The following is a 22,580-nucleotide window of genomic DNA, read 5'->3' as shown; positions in this document are numbered from 1 at the left end:
TACAATCGCCCCGAAGCTGCTGCGGTTGGCCCGGTCACGTCTTAAGCGTTGCCGCCCGCATGGTCCGATCAACAGCGTTCCCCTATATTCAGGAGACGAGCATGTCCGCTGTACCCGACGAAGTCCTCAAGTACGTTGCCGCCGACAAGGACGAGGATCCCCAGGAAACCGCCGAATGGCTTGAAGCGCTGGACGGCGTCATTTCGACTGTCGGCCCTGATCGCGCCCACTACCTGATCGAAAAGCAGATCGAATTCGCCCGTGTGCACGGCGAGCATCTGCCGTTCTCGGCGAACACGCCTTACATCAACACGATCCCCGTCGCCAACCAGGCCAGGAACCCGGGCGACCAGGATATCGAACACCGCATCCGCTCGTACACGCGCTGGAACGCCATGGCCATGGTGCTGCGCGCGGGCAAGCACACGAACGTGGGCGGCCACATCGCTTCGTTCGCATCGGCGGCCACGCTCTATGACGTCGGCTACAACCACTTCTGGCGCGCGCCTTCCGCCGAGCATGGCGGCGACCTCGTGTTCGTGCAGGGCCACTCGTCGCCGGGCGTCTACTCGCGCGCGTTCCTGCTCGGCCGCCTGACCGAAAAGCAGCTCGACAACTTCCGCCAGGAAGTGGGCGGCGAGGGCATCTCGTCGTACCCGCACCCGTGGCTCATGCCGGACTTCTGGCAGTTCCCGACCGTCTCGATGGGTCTCGGCCCGATCATGGCGATCTACCAGGCGCGCTTCATGAAGTACCTGCAGGCGCGCGGCATTGCCAGGACCGACGGCCGCAAGGTCTGGGCCTTCCTCGGCGACGGCGAAACGGACGAGCCGGAATCGCTCGGCGCGATCGGCATGGCCGGCCGCGAGCGTCTGGACAACCTCGTGTTCGTCATCAACTGCAACCTGCAGCGCCTCGACGGCCCGGTGCGCGGTAACGGCAAGATCATCCAGGAACTCGAAAGCGAGTTCCGCGGCGCCGGCTGGAACGTCGTCAAGGTCATCTGGGGCAGCCGCTGGGACGCGCTCTTCGCACGCGACAAGTCGGGCGCGCTGATGCGCCGCATGATGGAAGTGGTCGACGGCGAGTACCAGACGTACAAGTCGGAGTCGGGCGCGTTCGTGCGCGAGCACTTCTTCAACACGCCGGAACTGAAGGCGCTGGTCGCCGACTGGTCCGACGACGACATCTGGAATCTGAACCGCGGCGGCCACGACCCGCACAAGATCTACGCGGCGTTCCACGAAGCTTCGAACTCGAAGGGCCAGCCGACCGTCATCCTCGCGAAGACGATCAAGGGCTATGGCATGGGCGAAGCCGGCCAGGCCATGAACATCACCCACCAGCAGAAGAAGATGCAGGTGGATCAGCTCAAGAAGTTCCGCGACCAGTTCCGCCTGCCGATCACGGACGAGCAGATCGTCGACGTGCCGTACCTCACGTTCGAAGAAGGCTCGAAGGAACTCGAGTACATGCGCCAGAAGCGCATGGACCTCGGCGGTTATCTCCCGGCTCGCCGCCAGAAGGCCGAGTCGCTGCCGGTGCCGGCGCTCGACGCATTCGAGCCGCTGCTCAAGGGCACGGGCGAAGGCCGCGAGATCTCCACGACGATGGCGTTCGTGCGGATCCTGAACATCCTGCTGAAGGACAAGGCGCTCGGCAAGCGCGTCGTGCCGATCGTGCCGGACGAGTCGCGTACCTTCGGTATGGAAGGCCTGTTCCGCCAGATCGGTATCTGGAATCAGCAAGGCCAGAAGTACGTGCCGGAAGATTCCGACCAGCTGATGTTCTACAAGGAATCGGAAACCGGTCAGATTCTGCAGGAAGGCATCAACGAAGCCGGCGGCATGTCGGACTGGATCGCAGCTGCGACGTCGTACTCGACGCACGGCGAGATCATGATCCCGTTCTACATCTTCTACTCGATGTTCGGCTTCCAGCGTATCGGCGACCTGGCCTGGGCCGCAGGCGACATGCGTTCGCGCGGCTTCCTGCTGGGCGGCACGGCGGGCCGTACGACGCTCAACGGCGAAGGTCTGCAGCACGAAGACGGCCACTCGCTCCTGTGGGCGGCTTCGGTGCCGAACTGCGTGAGCTACGACCCGACGTTCGGCTATGAACTCGCGGTCATCATGCAGGACGGTCTGCGCCGCATGGTGCAGGACCAGGAAGACGTGTTCTATTACGTCACGGTGATGAACGAGAACTACGAGCACCCGGCGATTCCGCAGGGCGAGAGCGTGGCGGCCGACATCATCAAGGGCATGTACTCGTTCCGCAAGGCCGACGCGAACGCCAAGGCGCCGCGCGTTCAGCTGATGGGCGCGGGCACGATCTTCAACGAAGTGATCGCGGCCGCTGACCTGCTGAAGAACGACTGGGGCGTCGAAGCCGATCTCTGGAGCGTGCCGAGCTTCACCGAACTCGCTCGCGAAGGTCATGAAGTCGAGCGCTGGAACCTGCTGCACCCGAGCGAGCCGCGCCGCGAATCGCACGTCGAGAAGCTGCTCAAGGACACGCAAGGTCCGATCATCGCTTCGACCGACTACGTGCGTGCGCTGGTCGACCAGATCCGCGGTCTGGTGCCGCGCAAGTTCGTGGTGCTCGGCACCGACGGCTTCGGCCGTTCGGACACGCGTGAGAAGCTGCGTCACTTCTTCGAAGTCGATCGTTACTGGACCACGGTTGCAGCGCTCAATGCGCTCGCAGACGAAGGCAAGATCGAGCGCAAGGTGGTTGGCGAGGCGATCGCCAAGTACAACCTCGATCCGTCCAAACCCAACCCGATGACCGTCTAACCCATCACCCCTGTGCATGGCATGTGCGCCTCCCCGAAACGGGGAGGCGTGTCGTATGCGGCCCCGGAGACACTAACAATGAGTCAAGCGATCGAAGTCAAGGTGCCGGACATCGGCGATTACAAGGACATTCCTGTGATCGAGGTGCTGGTGAAGGCGGGCGATACCGTCGAAAAAGAGCAGTCCCTCATCACGCTCGAGTCGGACAAGGCGACCATGGACGTGCCGAGCCCGGCGTCGGGCACGGTCAAGGAAGTGAAGGTCAAGGTCGGCGATAACGTGTCGGAAGGCTCGCTCGTGCTGGTGCTGGACGGCGCCGGTGCAGGCGCTGCGCCCGCCGCTCCCGCGCCCGCCGCGAAGGCAGAGAAGGCAGAGAAGGCCGCTCCTGCCGCCGCGCCCGCGCAGGCGGCTGCGCCGGCCCCCGCTGCAGCGCCCGCCGCAAGCGGCGGCGTGCAGTCGGTCAAGGTCCCCGACATCGGCGACTACAAGGACGTACCGGTCATCGAGATCGGCGTGAAGGTCGGCGACCGCGTCGAGAAGGAGCAGTCGCTCGTCACGCTCGAATCGGACAAGGCGACGATGGACGTGCCGAGCCCCGTGGCCGGCGTCGTCAAGGAAATCAAGGTCAAGGTCGGTGACAACGTGTCGGAAGGCACCGAGATCGTCGTCGTCGAAGCAGAAGGCGCCGTGGCACCCGCCGCCGCACCGGCTGCGAAGCACGTCGAAGAGCCGTCGGACGCGCCCCAGCAAGCGCCGGCCAAGGCTGCCGCCGCAGCGCCTTCGGCACTCGCGCAGGCGCCGATCATTCCGGCAGGCGAAGGCGGCTCGAGCCGACCGAGCCATGCCTCGCCGTCCGTGCGCAAGTTCGCGCGCGAACTCGGCGTGGACGTTGCCCGTGTCACGGGTACGGGTCCGAAGGGCCGCATCACCCAGGACGACGTCACCGCGTTCGTGAAGGGCGTGATGACGGGCGCGCTCGCAGCGCCGGCCGGCGCCGCAGCCGCACCGGCTGCGGGCGGCGCGGGCCTGAACCTGCTGCCGTGGCCGAAGGTCGACTTCACGAAGTTCGGCCCGATCGACACGCAGCCGCTGTCGCGTATCAAGAAGATCTCCGGCGCGAACCTGCACCGCAACTGGGTCATGATCCCGCACGTCACGAACAACGACGAAGCGGACATCACCGAACTCGAAGCGCTGCGCGTGCAGTTGAACAAGGAAAACGAGAAGGCGGGCGTGAAGTTCACGATGCTCGCGTTCGTCATCAAGGCCTGCGTCGCGGCGCTCAAGAAGTTCCCGGCGTTCAATGCGAGCCTCGACGGCGACAACCTCGTCTTCAAGCAGTACTACCACATCGGTTTTGCCGCCGACACGCCGAACGGCCTCGTCGTTCCGGTGATCCGCGACGCGGACAAGAAGGGCCTCGTCGACATCGCGAAGGAAATGGCCGAGCTCTCGAAGCTCGCGCGCGAAGGCAAGCTCAAGCCGGACCAGATGCAAGGCGGCTGCTTCTCGATCTCGTCGCTCGGCGGCATCGGCGGCACGCATTTCACGCCGATCATCAACGCACCGGAAGTGGCGATCCTCGGCCTGTCGAAGAGCGCGATGAAGCCGGTGTGGGACGGCAAGCAGTTCGTGCCGCGCCTCACGCTGCCGCTGTCGCTCTCGTACGATCACCGCGTGATCGACGGTGCAGCGGCCGCGCGCTTCAACGCGTACCTCGCTTCGATCCTCGGCGATTTCCGCCGCGTGATTCTGTAAAACCGATTTGACCGGCACGCGCTAACGCGCCGCACGTCCACGACGTGCGCGCTGCGGCAGGCGCGGCCGGTCATCCTTTAGGGGTAGGGGACACCATGAGTCTCGTCGAAGTGAAAGTGCCGGATATCGGCGACTTCAAGGACATCGACGTCATCGAAGTCAATATCAAGGCGGGCGATGTCATCGAGAAGGAGCAGACGCTGCTCTCGCTCGAGTCGGACAAGGCCACGATGGAAGTGCCCAGCGACGTCGCGGGCACCGTCAAGGAAGTGAAGATCAAAGCCGGCGACAAGGCTTCGCAGGGCACGGTGATCGCGCTGGTCGAGGCGTCGGAAGGCGCAGCGGCGCCGGCTCCGAAGGCTGAAGCGCCCAAGGCTGCCGAAGCACCGAAGGCGGCTGAAGCACCGAAGACCGCAGAAGTTTCGAAAACCGCGGCCCCGCAAGCCGGCAGCTTCGGCGGCAGCGCCGATGTCGAATGCGACATGCTCGTGCTCGGCGCGGGCCCCGGCGGCTACTCGGCGGCGTTCCGCTCCGCCGACCTCGGCATGAAGACCGTGCTGGTCGAGCGTTATTCGACGCTCGGCGGCGTGTGCCTGAACGTGGGCTGCATTCCGTCGAAGGCGCTGCTGCACACGGCGCTCGTGATCGACGAAGCCGAAGCGCTCGGCTCGCACGGCATCACGTTCGGCAAGCCGCAAATCGACCTGGACCGCCTGCGCGACTTCAAGTCGGGCGTCGTCAAGAAGCTGACGGGCGGCCTCGCCGGCATGGCGAAGGCGCGCAAGGTCGAAGTCGTGACGGGCGTGGGCGCGTTCCTCGATCCGAACCACATGGAAGTGGTGGGCGAGAACGGCAAGAAGATCGTCAAGTTCAAGCAGGCGATCATCGCTGCGGGTTCGCAGGCCGTGAAACTGCCGTTCATGCCGGAAGATCCGCGCGTGGTCGATTCGACCGGCGCGCTGGAACTGCGTCAGATTCCGCAGAAGATGCTTGTGATCGGCGGCGGCATCATCGGTCTGGAAATGGCCACCGTCTACGCGACGCTCGGCGCGCAGATCGACGTCGTGGAAATGCTCGACGGCCTGATGGCCGGCGCGGACCGCGATCTCGTGAAGGTCTGGGAGAAGTACAACGCGAAGCGCTTCGCGAACGTCATGCTCAAGACCAAAACCACGAACGCCGAGGCGAAGGACGACGGCATCTATGTGTCGTTCGAGGGCGAAAAGGCGCCGGCCGAGCCGCAACGCTACGACCTCGTGCTGGTCGCCGTGGGCCGCTCGCCCAACGGCAAGAAGATCGGCGCGGACAAGGCGGGCGTAGCGGTGACGGACCGCGGCTTCATCGAAGTCGACAAGCAGATGCGCACCAACGTGCCGCACATCTTCGCGATCGGCGACGTGGTCGGCCAACCGATGCTCGCGCACAAGGCCGTGCATGAAGGCCACGTGGCGGCGGAAGCGGCGCACGGCGAGAAGGCGTACTTCGACGCGCTGCAGATTCCTTCGGTGGCTTACACCGATCCGGAAGTGGCGTGGGCCGGCAAGACCGAAGACCAGTGCAAGGCCGAAGGCATCAAGTACGGCAAGGCGGTGTTCCCGTGGGCCGCTTCGGGCCGCGCGATCGCCAACGGCCGCGACGAGGGCTTCACGAAGCTGATCTTCGACGAAGAGACGCATCGCGTGATCGGCGGCGGCATCGTCGGCCTGAACGCGGGCGACCTCATCAGCGAAGTCTGCCTCGCGGTGGAAATGGGCGCGGATGCGACCGACATCGGCAAGACGATTCACCCGCACCCGACGCTGGGCGAGTCGATCGGCATGGCCGCCGAGCTGTACGAAGGCGTTTGTACCGACCTGCCGCCGCAGAAGAAGAAGTAAGTTCGTGCCGCGCGGCTCGTTGCGGCGCGCATGAAGAAACGGCGCACTCCGTGAGGGGTGCGCCGTTTGCTTTTGGGTCCTGCGGTATGTGCTACGAGAGGCGCCGGAGCGTAAAAAAGATTCCCGGTCGGCGACCGGGTAAGTGACATGCCGGGCGGCATGCCGGAGCGTTCAGGCCCGGCGCCCGGTGCGCCGCTGCTTCAGCGCACGCACCGGATCAAGCTACAACCTTCAGACCGTCTTCTTGGCCGAGGCCGAAGCGGCAGCCGAGCGCGACGCCTGGGCCGCAGCCTTGCTCGCAGCAGCGGTGGCGGCGTTGAAGTTGCTTTCCGCCATTTCCACGGCTTGCTTCGTCGCCTTGTGGACCGTTTCGTAGGTCGTGTTGGCGGCGTTGATGGCCGACTTGATCACGGCGACTGCGGTTTCCGAGCCGGCCGGCGCATTCTTCGCGACGTTGTCGACGAGCGATTGAACCTTGCGGTTCTGCTCTTCGTAGTGGGCTTCGGCGACCTTCGCGAACTCAGCCTGGGTGGCCGAGGCGATTTCATACACATGACGGCCGTACGACAGCAGCTTTTCGGTCAGCGGCTGGGCATAGCTCGTTTGCAGGGCCAGGAATTCCTGCGCGTCCTTCACCGACAGTGCGCGCTGGGCCTGTTCCTGCGATTCCGCCAGATTCGAGCGGACGGCCTGAAGATTCAATTCGACGAGCTTTTCCACGCCTTCGAATGCCTTGCCGGTGAGGCCGAACAGCGTTTCGAGGTTGGCTTTCTGGGCAGCGGCGAATTGCTCAGGGGTCAGCAGACTCATGTTTACGCTCCTGTATGTCGGCGGCCTTCGTGGGTCGCCTGAAGTAAGTGGCACGGCGCTGGTGCTCTGTCACTCGCTTTGTGCGTCGCAACATTGATTCGATTTTAGGATGCCCCAGAAGAAAGTCAAGGCTTTTTGGTGCGTCGCACAATGTCGATAATTTATTATTAAACAATCACTTATGCCCCACGCATGGCGCAACCGCGACAACGCGCCAATGCCCCGTTGCGCGGGGTTCGCCGCGAGTTGGAGGAGGCTGCGCGAAGGGTGGGGCAAGCGCGCAAAGGCGGGTTCTGGCAAGATGCGGCATGGATCGCGTGAGAGCGCCTATAGGATTTCACCTGGGTGCGTCCACCGAATTCCTGGATGGAACGTTAATGATCCATTGCGGTCGAACGCGCGTCGCGCGGCACGGCGGCACTGGTAGTCAGACAAATCTCACCTGTTTTTTCCTCAGTTCAAGTTCCTACGACGAACGCCGTTAACGCAGCAAGCGCATTTTGCGTGTGCCGCAAACGTTTTCAGCAAGCGGCGTCGCGGCGAGAGGAGTGGCTTGGCAATTGTCTGACTCCATCGAATGCGGGAAGTGCATTGGCCTGCTCAATCGAAGGTCATACTTCGGTTTAATGAGCGCCTATAAGTGCTTCAATTTGCGAATTTTTCGTGGTTTTACTACACTTGGCGAACGATCCCGCCGCTCCATCAAGAACACCAATGAAATCCGACAAGCTCCTGTCGTTCTCACTGATGCCGTCGTCGGTTATCAGCACCGCATTGTCGGTTGCTGTATCCGTCGCGATCGGTGCGACGCTCGTGGCGCCTGAGGGCGCCTTTGCTGCGTCGCAAGACGCTGCACCGGCCAAAACGGCCAAGGTGAATAAAGCCAGCAAGAAGGTTGCGAAGGCCGAGCCGGAAACGGCCAGGGCCAGCAAGAAGGCGGGCGCAACCCGTACCGTCGCCGCCAAGGAAGACGATGCGCGTCCGGTGGCCAGGAAACGCCGCGTCACTTATACGATGAACGGTCGCCACCACTCGGCGGTGCGCCGTGTCGCGTTCGAACCGCGCCAGCCGAGCGTCGGTCAGGCGTTCGGTTTGCACGATTCGCCCGACTCGCTGATGCTGCGCTCGGGCGTGGGGTACGTGGTCGACCAGAACACCCTCGAGCCGCTGTTCGACAAGAACTCGCACGCCGTCGTGCCGATCGCCTCGATCTCGAAGCTCATGACCGCGATGGTCGTGCTCGACTCGAAGGCGTCGCTCTCGGAACCGATCGAAGTCACGGACGAAGACCGCGACTACGAGAAGAACACGGGCTCGCGTCTTTCGGTGGGCTCGGTGCTCTCGCGCGAGGACATGCTGCATATCGCGCTGATGGCGTCGGAAAACCGCGCGGCAGCGGCTCTCTCGCGCTATTACCCGGGCGGTCGTCCGGCATTCATCGCGGCAATGAACGCGAAGGCGAAGCAACTCGGCATGACCGATACGCACTTCGAGAATTCGACGGGGCTTACGAGCCGCAACGTCTCGACCGCGCGTGACCTCGTGAAGATGGTGAACGCGGCGTACCAGTACCCGATGATTCGCCAGTTCTCGACCGATCGCAGCTACGACGTGTTCACGGGCAAGCGCAATCTTGCCTACAACAGCACGAATGCGCTGGTGCGCAATGCATCGTGGGACATCGGCCTGCAGAAGACGGGCTTCATCAACGAAGCGGGTGAGTGCCTAGTCATGCAGACGACGATTCACAACCGTCCGGTGATCATGGTCCTGCTCGATTCGAGCGGCAAGTACTCGCGCTTCGCGGATGCAACGCGCGTGCGCACGTGGCTCGACAATGGCGGCGCCGACCAGCAGCCGCGCATTACGAGCGCCGACGCAGGCGGCGCTGGGACCTAGATCTCAGCTTTTTCGGAATTACCCGACAAACGCCCCGCAACTGCGGGGCGTTTTGCTTTCTGGTGAGTGCCGTTCGTCCGATGTCGATACGTGAGGCACGCGGCAAGCCAAAAAAAAGCGGAGGGCACGCCTGCGCTCTTCCCGATTCTGCTGCGCCCTGCCTTCAGGCGGGCTGCGCGTTGCCTTCAGCAGGCTCCGGGTGATAGCCGAGCGACTCTGAAATCGTCAGCGCCGTCTTGCTCAACTGGCCGAGCCACGAATCCTGCAGGCGGTCGGCGGGCGCCGAGAGCGAAAGACCTGCCACCAGCTTGCCGGTGTCGTCGTAGATGCCGGCAGCGATGCAGCGCACGCCCAGTTCGAGCTCTTCGTTATCACGTGCGCAGAATTGCTGGCGTACGTGAGCGAGTTCGCGCTCGAGGCGTCCGAGGTCGGTAATGCTGTTGCGCGTGTGGCCCGACAGGCCGGTGCGTGTGGCGTACGCGCGCACGCGGTTCGCTTCGTCGGCGGCAAGAAAGAGCTTGCCGACCGAAGTGAGGTGCAGCGGAGCCCGGCCGCCAATGGCGCGCACCACCTGCATGCCCGAACGCTCCGAATAGGCGCGTTCGATATAGACGATCTCGTCGCCCTGACGCACGGAGAGGTTGACGGTCTGGCCCGTGAGACGGTGCAGTTCGCGCATCGGCGTAAGCGCCGCGTCACGTACCGAAAGCCGCGCTTTCACGAGGTTGCCGAGTTCGAGCAACCGCATGCCGAGCCGGTAAGTGCCGGGATCGGAGCGGTCGACGAGACGGCAACTCACCATATCGTTCAGGATGCGGTGCGCAGTCGAAGGATGCAGTTCGGTGCGCTGCGCAAGCTCCTTCAGGCTGACAGGGTCGCTGTGCGCGGCCAGCGCGTCCAGCAGGCGCATCATGCGCTCGATCACCTGAATCGAGGTCTTCGGATCTGGATGGGTGTCGCTCATGAGTTCAGATTCGTTTGACGCGTGAGGCGGAAAATGCATTGTATCTCGTATTGTGAAAGAAGTAAGCGCCAGGACCAAGGCTCGCGCTGCACTGCGGCATCGCGGGCGGCCGGCGAGGGCGATGCCGACCGGCGTTGGTCCCCGGCGGCGAAACAGCGGATAATCGGGGACGGTTTTCACGAGGAGTCCCCATGCGAGTCGGCTTGTTCGTCACCTGCCTCATCGACACGATGCGTCCGGAAATTGGTTTTTCGACGCTCAAATTGCTCGAAGAGGCGGGCTATGAAGTGGTCGTGCCGTCCGCGCAAACCTGCTGCGGCCAGCCGGCCTACAACTCCGGCGAGCGCGCCATTGCGCGCGATCTCGCGGAAAAGACGCTGCGCGAATTCGAGCAGTTCGACTATCTCGTCGTCCCTTCGGGTTCGTGCGGCGGGATGATCCGCGTGCACTACGGCGATCTGTTTCGCGACGACCCGGAATTGATGGCGCGCTATGGCAAGTTGCGCGAGCGCGTCTACGAACTCACGGATTTCCTCGTGAACGTCGCAAAGATCACGCTGCCGCAAGGGGAGTTCAGCGGGCCGGTGACGTATCACGACTCGTGTTCGGGGCTGCGTGAACTTGGGGTCAAGGCGCAGCCGCGCGCGCTGCTCGCCCAGCGCGGCATCGAAGTGCGCGAGATGAAGGACTGCGAGCACTGCTGCGGCTTCGGCGGCACCTTTGCGGTGAAGTATGGCGACATCTCGACGGCCATTGCAGACGAGAAATGCGCGAATGTTCAGGCGAGCGGCACCGGCGCGGTGGTGCTCGGCGATCTCGGCTGCATGTTGAATATCGAAGGGCGTTTGCGCCGCACCGGCGACACCGCCACGCGCGTGCTGCACATTGCGCAAGTACTGGCCGGCGACGTGTGACGCGCCGCCGGCTGCCGCCGCTCGTTTCGCACGGCAAGTGCATCTAGACGCAAAACTCAGCCCCAGACCTCGCCGAACATCGCTCAACCTCGCCCTCACGCCATGCAAGTCCAATCGATGCAGTTCAAGGCGCGCGCCGGTCAGAAGCTGGCCGATCAGCGTCTGCAGCACAACCTCAAGAAGCTCTCGACCAAGTTCGTCTCGGCGCGCGCCGAGGCGATCACCGCGATCGATTTCCCCGCCACGCGCGCGGCACTCAAGGCGCGGCGCAACCGTGCACTCGAAAATCTCGACGTCTGGCTCGAGCAGTTCGAGACCGAGGCGACGCGGCGCGGCGTGACCGTCCTGTACGCGGAAACGGCGCAAGATGCGGCGAAGCTGGTCGCGGACATCGCGCGGCGCCACGACGTGCGCAAGGTCATCAAGACCAAGTCGATGGTCTCGGAGGAGATGCGGCTCAATACGGTGCTCGCGGAGATGGGTGTGCAGTCCATCGAGACCGATCTGGGCGAGTACATCCTGCAGATCAACGACAACGAGCCGCCGAGCCACATCATTGCGCCGGTCGTCCACAAGGACAAGGACGAGATCGCCGATCTCTTCGCGAAGACGCACGACAAGCCGCGCCTGACCGAAATCCCCGACATGACCCGCGAGGCGCGCGAAGTCCTGCGCCCGCATTTTCTTTCGGCGGACATGGGCGTGACGGGCGGCAACTTCCTCGTCGCGGAAACCGGCTCGGTCGTGCTGGTCACCAACGAGGGCAACGAGGGCATGTGCACCGTGATGCCGCGCGTGCATGTGGCGGTGACGGGCATCGAGAAGGTGCTGCCTACGCTCGAAGACCTCGCCACCGCGATGCGTCTGTTGCCGCGTTCGGCAACGGGGCAGGCCACGTCGAACTACTTCTCGGTTCTCACGGGCCCGCGCGGACCCGAGGACCAGGACGGCCCCGAGCACATGTACGTCGTGCTCGTGGACGGCGGCCGCACCGGCCTGATCGGCGGCGAATTTCAGGAGATGCTGCGCTGCATCCGTTGCGGGGCGTGTATGAACCACTGCCCGGTCTATCAGAAGGTGGGCGGCCACGCGTATGGCTGGGTCTACCCCGGTCCGATGGGCTCTGTGCTCACGCCAGGCTACGTCGGCATCGAAAAGACACTCGATCTGCCGCAGGCCGCTACGCTGTGTGGCGAATGCAATAGCGTCTGCCCGGTGGGCATCCCGCTTTCGGACCTGCTGCGCAAACTGCGCGAGAAGCAGACGGAGCGGCATCTGCGTCCGTGGCGCGAGCGCGCGGCGCTGGCAGCCTGGGGCTGGCTCGCGCTACACCCAACCGCGTACGCGCTGCTCACCAAACTCGGGGTGCGGATACTCGAGCGCATGGGCGGGCAGACAAGGCTCATTCGCAAGCTGCCATTCGCGCGCGGCTGGACCAACGGACGCGACATGCCCGCACCGGTCGGGCGCACGTTTCGCGAGTTGTACGCGGCACGGCACACGCATCTGGACACGACAAGGCGCCCCGAACAGGCCTGACACTCCCAGATCGGTCAAGTCCAGGTTGCCGACTATTTAAGCTGGCGCAACAGTGTGTTCGTCCGGACCGGGTTTTTCCTGATTGCGACTCTCTATATCATCTCGACTGGCGATAGTGCGTCCGCACCTGTCGCTTCACAGTCGATAGAGAGTCGCATCATGAGAAAGAAAATAACGGTGTACTGGCCGCTGGCGCTGATCGTGCCGCTCGCGGTGATCGCATGGATCCATGCATGGAAGACCGCCGAGCAGCAAATGCCGCTCGCCGCCGATCAGGTTACGGCAGAACTCGCGCGCGCCGTGTCTTATGGTCTCGTGGGCAGCGAAGGCAAGACGCCGGTGAAGGCGATGAACGGCATCGCGACGCTGCCGCGCTCGAACGCGATCTGAGGATCGCGCTGGCGCCAACGCGCCGCGCAGCGTGTACCTCGTGCGCTTTGTATAATTTGAGATTCGCCCTCGCGCGCTGAACGCCTCTCGCTGCCCAGCCCCCACGAATGAAAAAGGTTTCCGTCTGCTTCGTTTGTCTTGGCAATATCTGCCGCTCGCCCACGGCCGAGGCCGTGATGCTGCGTCTCGTCGACGAGGCGGGGCTGGCCGGGCGCGTCGAGATCGATTCGGCAGGCACGGGTGACTGGCATATCGGCGAGGCGCCGGACGAGCGCGCCCAGCGCGCGGGCGGTCTGCGCGGCTACGCGCTCGCGGCGTTGCGCGCCAGGCAGATCGCCGCCGACGATTTTCGCCGTTTCGACCTGATCGTGGCGATGGACGACGCCAACGTCACCGCGCTTCAGGGCGTCTGCCCGGCGGGCGAGCGCGACAAGATCCGCCTGCTGATGGAATTCGCGCCGCAGGCCGAAACGCGCGTGGTGGTCGATCCCTATTTCGGCGGCGACGCGGGCTTCGAAACGGTGCTCGATCAATGCGAGGCCGCCTGCGCGGGCCTGCTTGCCGCGTTGCGTCCGCAACTGGCGGATTGAGATGTGCGGCGCGAATCCGCCGAACGTGGAAATCTCGCCGTTTTTTGCGATTCGCTGCGCACCTAATAACCCAGATCGCGACGTTGATACTTGACTAAACTAGTCATGTATTTATACTTGACGAAAATTGTCGAGAATTGCGGTTCCCATACATCATGAGACTCACCACCAAAGGCCGTTTCGCCGTCACGGCGATGATTGACCTGGCACTGCGCCAGGAGCAGGGTCCGGTGACGCTTGCGGGTATCAGCCAGCGGCAGCACATCTCGCTGTCGTACCTCGAACAGCTGTTCGGCAAGCTGCGCCGTCATGAAATCGTCGAATCGGTCCGTGGGCCGGGCGGCGGGTACAACCTCGCGCGCCGCGCGGAGGACGTCACGGTCGCGGACATCATCATCGCCGTGGACGAGCCGCTCGACGCCACCCAGTGCGGCGGCAAGGGCGCCTGCGAGGGCACCAAGCAGCACGACGGCCACTGCATGACGCACGAACTCTGGTCGACGCTGAACCAGAAAATGGTCGAGTACCTCGATTCGGTGTCGCTCAAGGATCTGGTGGACAAGCAGCGCGCCCGCGAAGGCGCCGCGCCCGCCGTCCTGCGCGATCGCCGCACCGAGGCGCCGGCGGTGGAGCCGGTCAGGGCGATGCCGCTGGGTCCGAACTCGATCTTCAACATGGCTGGCTCGTAAGTCCTTCGAGCGCCGCCAGAAAGCCGCAGTTGGCAATACACAGTACAGCGCAGCACACAAGATTCCCCGGAGCGATAGATGAATAACGACATTCCCCACCTGCCCATTTACATGGACTACAGCGCGACGACCCCCGTCGACCCGCGCGTGGTGGACAAGATGATTCCGTATCTGCGCGAGCAGTTCGGCAATCCGGCGTCGCGCAGCCACGCCTATGGCTGGGATGCGGAGCGCGCCGTCGAGGAAGCGCGCGAGCAGGTCGCCGCGCTCGTCAACGCCGACCCGCGCGAAATCATCTGGACCTCCGGCGCGACCGAATCGGACAACCTCGCGATCAAGGGTGCCGCGCACTTCTACAAGAGCAAGGGTAAGCACATCATCACGGTGAAGACCGAGCACAAGGCCGTGCTCGACACCTGCCGCGAACTCGAGCGCGAAGGCTACGAAGTCACGTATCTGGACGTCAAGGACGACGGCCTGATCGACCTCGAAGCGTTCAAGGCCGCACTGCGCCCCGACACGATCCTCGTTTCCGTCATGCACGTGAACAACGAGATCGGCGTGATCCAGGACATCGCGACGATCGGCGAAATCTGCCGCGAAAAGGGCATCATTTTCCACGTCGACGCTGCGCAATCGACGGGCAAGGCGCCCATCGACCTGCAAAAGCTCAAGGTCGACCTGATGTCGTTCTCGGCGCACAAGACCTACGGCCCGAAGGGCATCGGCGCGCTGTACGTGCGCCGCAAGCCGCGCGTGCGCATCGAAGCGCAGATGCACGGCGGCGGCCATGAGCGCGGCATGCGCTCGGGCACGCTGGCCACGCACCAGATCGTCGGCATGGGCGAAGCGTTCCGCATCGCGCGTGAAGAGATGGCCACGGAAAACGAGCGCGTGCGCATGCTGCGCGACAAGCTCCTGCGCGGCCTGAAGGAAATCGAAGAAACCTACGTGAACGGCGACATGGAACAGCGTGTCCCGCACAACCTGAACATCAGCTTCAACTTCGTCGAAGGCGAGTCGCTGATCATGGCGGTGAAGGACGTGGCGGTGTCGTCGGGTTCGGCGTGCACGTCCGCATCGCTCGAGCCGTCGTACGTGCTGCGCGCGCTCGGCCGCAACGACGAACTGGCGCACAGCTCGATCCGCTTCACGGTGGGCCGCTTCACGACGGAGCAGGACGTGGATTACGTGATCAACCTGCTGAAGACGAAGATCGCCAAGCTGCGCGAGCTTTCGCCGCTGTGGGAAATGCATCAGGACGGCATCGATCTGTCGACCATCCAGTGGGCAGCGCACTGAGCCAGGCGGCGAAGTCAGCAGCGAACAACGACCCGGCCGCAGCGCAAGAGCAGTCAACTGCGTGCAGCGCGGCAAACACGAATTGAAGGAGTGTGATCATGGCATATAGCGACAAGGTTCTGGACCACTACGAAAACCCGCGTAACGTCGGCTCGTTCGCCAAGGACGACGACGCAGTGGGCACCGGCATGGTCGGCGCGCCGGCGTGCGGCGACGTGATGAAGCTGCAGATCCGCGTGGGCGCGGACGGCGTGATCGAAGACGCGAAGTTCAAGACCTACGGCTGCGGCTCGGCGATCGCGTCGAGTTCGCTCGTGACCGAGTGGGTGAAGGGCAAGACGCTCGACCAGGCGCTCGACATCAAGAACACGCAGATCGCCGAAGAACTGGCGCTGCCGCCGGTGAAGATCCACTGCTCGATTCTCGCGGAAGACGCGATCAAGGCAGCGGTTGCGGACTATCGCCAGCGTCACACGACCGAAGCGAAGGCCGACGCGGCGTAAAGCGCAGCGCTGCGGCGTAGTAGATGCAGGACGGCGCCGGGCCGGAAAGTTCGGTGCTCTGGACTAACGATTCTGGATGCAGCAGGGTTGCGTCGCGACGCGAGGGAAGGCGAGAGCCCAACTGGCGGCGCGAGGCGCGGCGAAGATGCTATGGCAATTACGTTGACTGAAAAAGCGGCACAGCACGTGCAAAAGTACCTGACCCGTCGCGGCAAGGGCGTGGGCCTGCGTCTTGGCGTGCGCACGACGGGCTGCTCGGGCCTCGCGTACAAGCTCGAGTACGTCGACGAACTCGCGCCCGAGGACAACGTCTTCGAGAGCCACGGCGTGAAGGTCATCGTCGACCCGAAGAGTCTCGCCTATATCGACGGCACGCAGCTCGACTTCGTGCGTGAAGGCCTGAACGAGGGCTTCCGGTTCAACAACCCGAACGTGAAGGACGAGTGCGGCTGCGGCGAGTCCTTCCGCGTTTGAGCCCGCGTCGAGCGGTGAAAAGGCGGCCTGTGCCGCCTTTTTGATTTTGACGGCCCGCTGGTTGGCCCTCTCAGCCCTTCACAGCTCCACAAGAACGTTCCAGCCGATGAACACGCCTTCCACGCCTTCCCGGTCGCTCTCCGACAGCCACTTCGTGCTGTTCGGCCTGCCCGAGCAGTTCGCGATCGATGCGAACGCGCTCGACCATGCCTACCGCACGGTGCAGGCGCAGGTGCATCCCGACCGCTTCGCCGCGGCCGGCGAAGCGCAAAAGCGCATCGCCATGCAATGGGCCACGCGTACGAACGAGGCGTATCAGACGCTGCGCGATCCGCTCAAGCGCGCGAAGTATCTGCTGCATCTGCGCGGCATCGACGTTGGCGCGGAGAACAATACCGCGATGGAGCCCGCGTTCCTCATGCAGCAGATGGAGTGGCGCGAGGCGATCGAAGACGCGGTCGGCGCGAAGAACGTCGATGCGCTCGACGCACTCGCGGGCGAGCTGCGCGACGACGAACGCGTGCGCTTCACGAAGCTCGCGGCGCTGCTCGACAGCGGCTCGAATCAGCCCGCAGCCGAGGCGGTGCGCCAGCTCATGTTCATCGAGCGCGTGGCGGGCGAAATCGACTCGCAGATCGAGCGGCTCGAAGGCTGAAACCGGGCGCGCAAACGCATATCGGGCGCCTGGCGCCCATCAGGTTAAAAAGCAGATCACACAGATGGCCTTACTGCAAATCTCCGAACCCGGCATGGCGCCGGCGCCGCATCAGCGGCGACTCGCCGTCGGCATCGACCTCGGCACGACGAACTCGCTGGTCGCCGCGGTGCGCAGCGGCGTGCCCGACGTGCTGCCCGACGAAGACGGGCACGTGCTGCTGCCCTCCGTCGTGCGCTATCTCGCGAACGGCGGCCGCCGCATCGGCCGCACGGCGAAGGCGCAAGCCGCGACCGACCCGCGTAACACGATCGTGTCGGTCAAGCGCTTCATGGGCCGCGGCAAGTCCGAGGTCGAAGGCGCGGCCAACGCGCCGTACGACTTCGTCGACGCGCCGGGCATGGTGCAAATCCAGACGATCGACGGCGTGAAGAGCCCCGTCGAAGTCTCGGCGGAAATTCTCGCGACGCTGCGCCAGCGCGCCGAAGACACGCTCGGCGACGAACTCGTCGGCGCCGTCATCACGGTGCCGGCGTATTTCGACGAAGCGCAGCGCCAGGCGACCAAGGACGCCGCGCGTCTCGCCGGCCTGAACGTGCTGCGTCTGCTCAACGAGCCGACCGCGGCGGCGATCGCGTACGGGCTCGACAACGGCGCCGAAGGCCTCTACGCGGTCTACGACCTCGGCGGCGGCACCTTCGACCTGTCGATCCTCAAGCTCACGAAGGGCGTGTTCGAAGTGCTGGCGGCCGGCGGCGATTCGGCGCTCGGCGGCGACGATTTCGACCATGCGCTCTTTGCCTGGGCGCTGGAGCAGTCCGGCATCGAGCGCGCGGCGCTCGCGCCCGAAGACGTGCGCCTGTTGCTCGACCGCGTGCGCGATGCGAAGGAAGCGCTCTCGTCGGCGCCCGAAGCGCGCATCGAGGCAACGCTGTCGAGCGGCCGGCAGATCGCGCTGACGATCGACGAGCCGCGCTTCGAAGCGCTCACGCAAGCGCTCGTGCAGCGCACGCTCACGCCGACGAAGAAGGCGCTGCGCGACGCGAAGGTGGCGGCGAAGGACGTGAAGGGCGTGGTGCTGGTCGGCGGCGCGACGCGCATGCCCGTGATTCGCCGCGCCGTGGAGCAGCACTTCGGCCAGGCGCCGCTCACGAATCTGGACCCCGATCAGGTCGTCGCGCTGGGCGCTGCGATCCAGGCCGACCTGCTGGCGGGCAACCGCGGCGGCGAAGACGACTGGCTGCTGCTCGACGTCATTCCGCTGTCGCTCGGCGTGGAGACGATGGGTGGCCTCGTCGAGAAGATCATCCCGCGCAATTCGACCATTCCGGTCGCGCGTGCGCAGGACTTCACGACCTTCAAGGACGGCCAGACGGCCATGGCGATTCACGTCGTGCAGGGCGAGCGCGAGCTCGTCGCCGACTGCCGCTCGCTCGCCCGTTTCGAGCTGCGCGGCATTCCGCCGATGGCGGCGGGCGCGGCGCGCATTCGCGTGACTTACCAGGTGGATGCGGACGGTCTCTTGTCCGTGTTCGCGCGCGAGCAGCTCTCGGGCGTGGAAGCCTCGGTGGTGGTGAAGCCGTCGTACGGCCTTGCCGACGACGACGTGGCCCGCATGCTCGAAGACAGCTTCAAGACCGCCGAGGTCGACATGCGCGCCCGCGCGCTGCGCGAGGCACAGGTCGAGGCGCAACGCATCATCGAAGCGACGAACGCCGCTTTGGGCGCCGATGGCGAATTGCTCGACGACGCCGAGCGCGCGCAAGTCGATGCGCTGATCGCCGCGCTCGCACAAGTGGCGCAGGGCGAGGACGCTGGTGCGATCGAAGCCGCCACCAAGGCATTGTCCGAAGGCACCGACGAGTTTGCCGCGCGCCGGATGGACAAGGGCATCAAGCGCGCGCTGGCGGGCAAGAAGCTCGACGAGATCGGCTAAAAGCTCGGCCAGGAGCGCGCCTGCAGCCTCAACAGCTTAAAGGCGAATGCGTCGTTAGCAAACGGCGCACGCGTGCGTGCTTTCCCGATGTGGCTGAGCGCGCACCGACAGTAGAATGGGCACATGCCGCCGTCGGAGGCGGGGCATGCGCCCGATATGAAAGTTATTGGATACGGAAATCACAATGCCTCAAATCGTGGTGCTGCCCCATGTCGAACTGTGCCCTGAAGGCGCGGTCATCGACGCCAAACCGGGCGAGAGCGTGTGCGACGCGCTGCTCGAACACGGTATCGAAATCGAGCACGCATGCGAAAAGTCGTGCGCCTGCACGACCTGCCACGTGATCGTGCGCGAAGGTTTCGATGCGCTCGTGCCTTCCGAGGAAGACGAAGACGATCTCCTCGACAAGGCGTGGGGCCTCGAGCCGACGTCGCGGCTGTCGTGTCAGGCCATCGTGCCGGAGAACGACGACCTGGTGGTCGAGATTCCGCGTTACTCGATCAACCACGCGAAAGAAAACCACTGAGCCACTGAACACCAGGAGGAGCGCGCAGCCATGAAATGGACCGATACGCAGGACATCGCGATGGCCTTGACGGACACCCATCCCGAAGTGGATCCGCAGTACGTGCGCTTCACCGATCTGCACCGCTGGATCACCCAGCTCGACGGTTTCGACGACGACCCCGAGCGCTCGAACGAGAAGATTCTCGAAGCGATCCAGGCCGCGTGGATCGAAGACGCGGACTACTGATTCCCGGTACGCCCGGCAGGCAGACGAGAAAAAGGCGATTTGCCAGTGCGGCAAATCGCCTTTTTTATTGCGCGGCCAGCGTGAGTGCAATCATCCCGCGACGAGCGTGCCGTTCTCGACACGCACGCGCTCGCCTTGCTGGAACGGCGGCGCTTCGTGATACGTGAAGTAGCGCATCTTGCCGTTCTCCATGCGCACGCGCACCGAATAACTGGTCGTGCTGCGCAGGTGTTTTTCGACCGAGTTGCCGGCGAAGCCGCCACCCAGTGCGCCGAGCAGCGTCATGGCCGTACGGCCGTTACCCGAGCCGAACTGGTTGCCGACCACGCCACCGGCTACCGCGCCGCCGACTGCGCCGATACCGGTGCCGTGGCCTTCATGCTTGACCTCGGAAATCGCGACGACCGTGCCACAAGTCGAACAAGCGGGGTGGGCCGGCGGCGCTTCCTGGGCGTATTGCTGCTGCGCAGGTTGCGCCGGCTGGACAGGCTGCTGACCATACTGTTGCTGCGCCGGGGCGACGGGCACGGCCGCCTGCTGTTCAGGCTGTGCCGGCGCCTCTTGCGGCTCGGCGGGCGCATTCTGCCCGTTCTGCGCATATTGCGAGGCCTGCACCGGCTTCGTCGAGTCGACCACCTGCGGCTGTGAAGCCGTCATGGCCGTCATGGCCGTCTGACCCGTCTGAACCTGGGCGCTCTGTTCGGCGGTGCTGGAAGCTTTCGGGAAAACGCCGGTGATGGCCGCTGTGGCCGCAAGGCTCGCGACGATGACGGCTGCCGCCGCGGTTGCGATCAGCGGATGGAGGCGGCGTTTCGGTGTGGTCGGATCGGTTGTGTTCATGACAGGCTCCGTCTTTGGCAGAGTTGGCTCTCTTGTGAGACCCAGTTTGAGCCAATCCAGGTCTCTGAGCGTTTCATTTTGTAACCCCGCGCGATGGGTGCGGGCAGACGCCGAGGGCGTGATCGTCGGGCAGCGTTGCACAGCGCGGTTTTCCACGAGGGCGCAATCGACGTACCCGTCCCGGCCGCTGCGCTCGCCGGCAGATTTTACCGATGGTTACAAACGCATGCGCTGAAAGGCCCCAAAGAAAGGGGGCGCATACGGTGTCAACCGCATGCGCCCCGTCATGTCAGGCAGGGGTCTGCTCAGTCTTCGCGGCGCAGGTGCGGGAACAGGATCACGTCGCGGATGCTTGCGCTGTCCGTGAGCAGCATGATCAGACGGTCGATGCCGATGCCGCAGCCGCCCGTCGGAGGCATGCCGTATTCGAGCGCGCGGATGTAATCGGCGTCATAGAACATCGCTTCTTCGTCGCCGGCGTCCTTTTGCTCGACCTGCTTCTTGAAGCGCGCGGCCTGGTCTTCCGGATCGTTCAGCTCCGAGAAGCCGTTGGCGATCTCGCGGCCCGTGATGAACAGTTCGAAGCGCTCGGTGATGCCCGGCAGCGTGTCCGAGGCGCGCGCGAGCGGCGAGACTTCGACGGGGTAGTCGATGATGTAGGTCGGTTCCCACAGCTGCGACTCGGCCGTCTCTTCGAAGAGCGCCAGTTGCAGCGAGCCCACGCCTGCGTTCAGGAAGGCCGGCTGGTTCGCGTCCACGCCGAACTTCTTGAGTTCCGTGCGCAGGAAAACGGCGTCGGCAAGCTGCTCGTTCGTGTATTGCGGCGCGTACTTCTGGATCGCCTGCACGATCGTCAAGCGATGGAACGGCTTCGAGAGGTCGAGTTCACGGCCCTGATACGTCAGCACGGCGGTGCCGCTCGCGTCGATGGCGGCTTGGCGGATCAGCTGCTCGGTGAAGTCCATGAGCCATGCGTAGTCGGTGTACGCAGCGTAGAACTCCATCATCGTGAATTCCGGATTGTGACGCGGCGAAACGCCTTCGTTACGGAAGTTCCGGTTGATCTCGAACACGCGTTCGAAGCCGCCCACGATCAGGCGCTTCAGATACAGCTCGGGCGCGATGCGCATGAACATCTGCATGTCGAGCGCGTTGTGGTGCGTGACGAACGGCTTGGCGGCCGCGCCGCCCGGGATTGGGTGCAGCATCGGCGTTTCGACTTCCATGAAGCCCGAGTCGGCCATGAAGCGGCGCACCGAGGAAATCGCCTTGGTGCGCGCCTGGAAGGTCTGACGCGCTTCCGGCGTGACGATCAGGTCGACATAGCGCTGGCGATAGCGCATTTCCTGGTCGGCGAGGCCGTGGAACTTGTCGGGCAGCGGGCGCAGCGCCTTCGAGAGCAGACGCAATTCCGTGCAGCGCACCGAAAGCTCGCCCTTGTTGGTGCGGAACAGCACGCCCTTGGCCGCGACGATGTCACCGAGGTCCCACTTCTTGAACGCGTCGTAGGTGGCCTCGCCCACGTCGGCGGGCGTGATGAAGAACTGGATCTGGCCCGAGCCGTCGCGCACCGTGGCAAAGCTCGCCTTGCCCATCACGCGCTTGAGCATCATGCGGCCGGCGATCGCCACTTCGAGCGGATTGGCCTCGAGCGCGTCCTTGTCGGTGTCGGCGTAATCGCGCGCCAGGTCGGCGGCGTGGTGGGTGGGGCGGAAGTCGTTCGGATAGGCGACGCCTGCCTCGCGCAGCGCGCGCAGTTTCTCGCGGCGCTCGGCGATGATCTGGTTGTCGTCGAGTTCGGGCGCGGCGCTGGGCGCGTTCTGCTGGGTCGGTTCGGTCATGATGGCTCGGAGTTCTTTGATTCGCAGGTGTTTCGGCGAGTTTTCGG

Annotated in this window: 20 protein-coding genes; 16 read left to right on the top strand and 4 right to left on the bottom strand. The window is 64.4% G+C overall.

The window, feature by feature from the left end:
• Positions 1-101: 101 nt before the first annotated feature.
• The 3 genes from aceE (at position 102) to lpdA (ending at position 6,433) form a co-directional block, all read left to right on the top strand.
• Positions 102-2,798, top strand: a complete 2,697-nt coding sequence (gene aceE, locus AB3X99_RS18185; protein ID WP_368606273.1) for a pyruvate dehydrogenase (acetyl-transferring), homodimeric type — start codon at positions 102-104, stop codon at positions 2,796-2,798.
• Positions 2,799-2,876: 78 nt separating this feature from the next.
• Complete coding sequence (aceF, locus tag AB3X99_RS18180) at positions 2,877-4,556, top strand: dihydrolipoyllysine-residue acetyltransferase (RefSeq protein ID WP_368617686.1); 1,680 nt, start codon at positions 2,877-2,879, stop codon at positions 4,554-4,556.
• A 95-nt stretch (positions 4,557-4,651) separates the two neighbouring features.
• Positions 4,652-6,433 carry a dihydrolipoyl dehydrogenase gene (lpdA, locus tag AB3X99_RS18175; protein WP_368617685.1) on the top strand — a complete coding sequence of 594 codons (1,782 nt, stop codon included), beginning with the start codon at positions 4,652-4,654 and terminating at the stop codon, positions 6,431-6,433.
• 231 nt (positions 6,434-6,664) lie between these two features.
• Here the strand turns inward: lpdA and AB3X99_RS18170 are convergent, their stop codons facing one another.
• On the bottom strand, positions 6,665-7,243 hold the full coding sequence (locus tag AB3X99_RS18170; protein WP_069265519.1) for a phasin family protein: 579 nt from the start codon (positions 7,241-7,243) through the stop codon (positions 6,665-6,667).
• A gap of 714 nt (positions 7,244-7,957) precedes the next feature.
• On the opposite strand from AB3X99_RS18170, the gene pbpG reads away from it, so the two are divergent.
• Positions 7,958-9,142 carry a D-alanyl-D-alanine endopeptidase gene (gene pbpG, locus AB3X99_RS18165; RefSeq protein WP_069265520.1) on the top strand — a complete coding sequence of 395 codons (1,185 nt, stop codon included), beginning with the start codon at positions 7,958-7,960 and terminating at the stop codon, positions 9,140-9,142.
• A gap of 163 nt (positions 9,143-9,305) precedes the next feature.
• Here pbpG and AB3X99_RS18160 read toward each other — a convergent pair whose 3' ends face one another.
• The gene (locus AB3X99_RS18160; RefSeq protein WP_028210073.1) at positions 9,306-10,106 is read right to left on the bottom strand and encodes an IclR family transcriptional regulator; all 801 of its coding nucleotides are present in this window, start codon (positions 10,104-10,106) and stop codon (positions 9,306-9,308) included.
• Between the two features lie 191 nt (positions 10,107-10,297).
• On the opposite strand from AB3X99_RS18160, the gene AB3X99_RS18155 reads away from it, so the two are divergent.
• The 12 genes from AB3X99_RS18155 to iscX all read left to right on the top strand — a co-directional run bounded on the left by AB3X99_RS18155 (position 10,298) and on the right by iscX (position 19,852).
• Positions 10,298-11,020, top strand: coding sequence for a (Fe-S)-binding protein (locus AB3X99_RS18155; protein WP_368617684.1), 723 nt, complete (start codon positions 10,298-10,300; stop codon positions 11,018-11,020).
• A gap of 102 nt (positions 11,021-11,122) precedes the next feature.
• Positions 11,123-12,559: a lactate utilization protein B gene (locus AB3X99_RS18150; protein ID WP_368617683.1), complete on the top strand. Its 1,437-nt coding sequence runs from the start codon at positions 11,123-11,125 to the stop codon at positions 12,557-12,559.
• Positions 12,560-12,718: 159 nt separating this feature from the next.
• On the top strand, positions 12,719-12,949 hold the full coding sequence (locus AB3X99_RS18145) for a hypothetical protein (protein WP_069265523.1): 231 nt from the start codon (positions 12,719-12,721) through the stop codon (positions 12,947-12,949).
• Positions 12,950-13,056: 107 nt separating this feature from the next.
• Positions 13,057-13,539 (top strand): low molecular weight protein-tyrosine-phosphatase, encoded by a 483-nt coding sequence (locus tag AB3X99_RS18140; protein ID WP_368617682.1) that lies wholly within the window; start codon positions 13,057-13,059, stop codon positions 13,537-13,539.
• Between the two features lie 155 nt (positions 13,540-13,694).
• The gene (gene iscR, locus AB3X99_RS18135; RefSeq protein ID WP_069265525.1) at positions 13,695-14,228 is read left to right on the top strand and encodes a Fe-S cluster assembly transcriptional regulator IscR; all 534 of its coding nucleotides are present in this window, start codon (positions 13,695-13,697) and stop codon (positions 14,226-14,228) included.
• Positions 14,229-14,306: 78 nt separating this feature from the next.
• Positions 14,307-15,530 (top strand): IscS subfamily cysteine desulfurase, encoded by a 1,224-nt coding sequence (locus AB3X99_RS18130; RefSeq protein WP_069265526.1) that lies wholly within the window; start codon positions 14,307-14,309, stop codon positions 15,528-15,530.
• A gap of 98 nt (positions 15,531-15,628) precedes the next feature.
• A complete protein-coding gene (iscU, locus tag AB3X99_RS18125) occupies positions 15,629-16,033 on the top strand; it encodes a Fe-S cluster assembly scaffold IscU (RefSeq protein WP_028216879.1) in 405 nt (134 codons plus the stop codon).
• A gap of 150 nt (positions 16,034-16,183) precedes the next feature.
• Positions 16,184-16,507, top strand: coding sequence for an iron-sulfur cluster assembly protein IscA (gene iscA / locus AB3X99_RS18120; protein WP_028210067.1), 324 nt, complete (start codon positions 16,184-16,186; stop codon positions 16,505-16,507).
• A gap of 106 nt (positions 16,508-16,613) precedes the next feature.
• Complete coding sequence (hscB, locus tag AB3X99_RS18115; protein WP_368617681.1) at positions 16,614-17,162, top strand: Fe-S protein assembly co-chaperone HscB; 549 nt, start codon at positions 16,614-16,616, stop codon at positions 17,160-17,162.
• A 64-nt stretch (positions 17,163-17,226) separates the two neighbouring features.
• Positions 17,227-19,098, top strand: coding sequence for a Fe-S protein assembly chaperone HscA (gene hscA / locus AB3X99_RS18110; protein WP_368617680.1), 1,872 nt, complete (start codon positions 17,227-17,229; stop codon positions 19,096-19,098).
• A gap of 184 nt (positions 19,099-19,282) precedes the next feature.
• The gene (fdx, locus tag AB3X99_RS18105) at positions 19,283-19,624 is read left to right on the top strand and encodes an ISC system 2Fe-2S type ferredoxin (RefSeq protein WP_069265529.1); all 342 of its coding nucleotides are present in this window, start codon (positions 19,283-19,285) and stop codon (positions 19,622-19,624) included.
• A 30-nt stretch (positions 19,625-19,654) separates the two neighbouring features.
• Positions 19,655-19,852: a Fe-S cluster assembly protein IscX gene (gene iscX / locus AB3X99_RS18100; RefSeq protein WP_028204168.1), complete on the top strand. Its 198-nt coding sequence runs from the start codon at positions 19,655-19,657 to the stop codon at positions 19,850-19,852.
• Positions 19,853-19,942: 90 nt separating this feature from the next.
• Here the strand turns inward: iscX and AB3X99_RS18095 are convergent, their stop codons facing one another.
• Positions 19,943-20,692: a glycine zipper 2TM domain-containing protein gene (locus tag AB3X99_RS18095; RefSeq protein ID WP_368617679.1), complete on the bottom strand. Its 750-nt coding sequence runs from the start codon at positions 20,690-20,692 to the stop codon at positions 19,943-19,945.
• Positions 20,693-20,997: 305 nt separating this feature from the next.
• Positions 20,998-22,533, bottom strand: a complete 1,536-nt coding sequence (lysS, locus tag AB3X99_RS18090; protein ID WP_069265728.1) for a lysine--tRNA ligase — start codon at positions 22,531-22,533, stop codon at positions 20,998-21,000.
• Between the last annotated feature and the right edge of the window lie 47 nt (positions 22,534-22,580).

This window comes from Paraburkholderia sp. BR10882 (assembly GCF_040948855.1).
Lineage (GTDB): Bacteria > Pseudomonadota > Gammaproteobacteria > Burkholderiales > Burkholderiaceae > Paraburkholderia > Paraburkholderia nodosa_A.
Note: the sequence above shows the minus strand (reverse complement) of the source record. Positions and strands in the feature narration are given on the sequence as shown.

Excerpts from the sequence above, each read along its gene's own strand:
- aceE (WP_368606273.1), top strand. The coding sequence starts at position 102 with ATGTCCGCTGTACCCGACGAAGTCCTCAAGTACGTTGCCGCCGACAAG.
- aceF (WP_368617686.1), top strand. The coding sequence starts at position 2,877 with ATGAGTCAAGCGATCGAAGTCAAGGTGCCGGACATCGGCGATTACAAG.
- lpdA (WP_368617685.1), top strand. The coding sequence starts at position 4,652 with ATGAGTCTCGTCGAAGTGAAAGTGCCGGATATCGGCGACTTCAAGGAC.
- AB3X99_RS18170 (WP_069265519.1), bottom strand. The coding sequence starts at position 7,243 with ATGAGTCTGCTGACCCCTGAGCAATTCGCCGCTGCCCAGAAAGCCAAC.
- pbpG (WP_069265520.1), top strand. The coding sequence starts at position 7,958 with ATGAAATCCGACAAGCTCCTGTCGTTCTCACTGATGCCGTCGTCGGTT.
- AB3X99_RS18160 (WP_028210073.1), bottom strand. The coding sequence starts at position 10,106 with ATGAGCGACACCCATCCAGATCCGAAGACCTCGATTCAGGTGATCGAG.
- AB3X99_RS18155 (WP_368617684.1), top strand. The coding sequence starts at position 10,298 with ATGCGAGTCGGCTTGTTCGTCACCTGCCTCATCGACACGATGCGTCCG.
- AB3X99_RS18150 (WP_368617683.1), top strand. The coding sequence starts at position 11,123 with ATGCAAGTCCAATCGATGCAGTTCAAGGCGCGCGCCGGTCAGAAGCTG.
- AB3X99_RS18145 (WP_069265523.1), top strand. The coding sequence starts at position 12,719 with ATGAGAAAGAAAATAACGGTGTACTGGCCGCTGGCGCTGATCGTGCCG.
- AB3X99_RS18140 (WP_368617682.1), top strand. The coding sequence starts at position 13,057 with ATGAAAAAGGTTTCCGTCTGCTTCGTTTGTCTTGGCAATATCTGCCGC.
- iscR (WP_069265525.1), top strand. The coding sequence starts at position 13,695 with ATGAGACTCACCACCAAAGGCCGTTTCGCCGTCACGGCGATGATTGAC.
- AB3X99_RS18130 (WP_069265526.1), top strand. The coding sequence starts at position 14,307 with ATGAATAACGACATTCCCCACCTGCCCATTTACATGGACTACAGCGCG.
- iscU (WP_028216879.1), top strand. The coding sequence starts at position 15,629 with ATGGCATATAGCGACAAGGTTCTGGACCACTACGAAAACCCGCGTAAC.
- iscA (WP_028210067.1), top strand. The coding sequence starts at position 16,184 with ATGGCAATTACGTTGACTGAAAAAGCGGCACAGCACGTGCAAAAGTAC.
- hscB (WP_368617681.1), top strand. The coding sequence starts at position 16,614 with ATGAACACGCCTTCCACGCCTTCCCGGTCGCTCTCCGACAGCCACTTC.
- hscA (WP_368617680.1), top strand. The coding sequence starts at position 17,227 with ATGGCCTTACTGCAAATCTCCGAACCCGGCATGGCGCCGGCGCCGCAT.
- fdx (WP_069265529.1), top strand. The coding sequence starts at position 19,283 with ATGCCTCAAATCGTGGTGCTGCCCCATGTCGAACTGTGCCCTGAAGGC.
- iscX (WP_028204168.1), top strand. The coding sequence starts at position 19,655 with ATGAAATGGACCGATACGCAGGACATCGCGATGGCCTTGACGGACACC.
- AB3X99_RS18095 (WP_368617679.1), bottom strand. The coding sequence starts at position 20,692 with ATGAACACAACCGATCCGACCACACCGAAACGCCGCCTCCATCCGCTG.
- lysS (WP_069265728.1), bottom strand. The coding sequence starts at position 22,533 with ATGACCGAACCGACCCAGCAGAACGCGCCCAGCGCCGCGCCCGAACTC.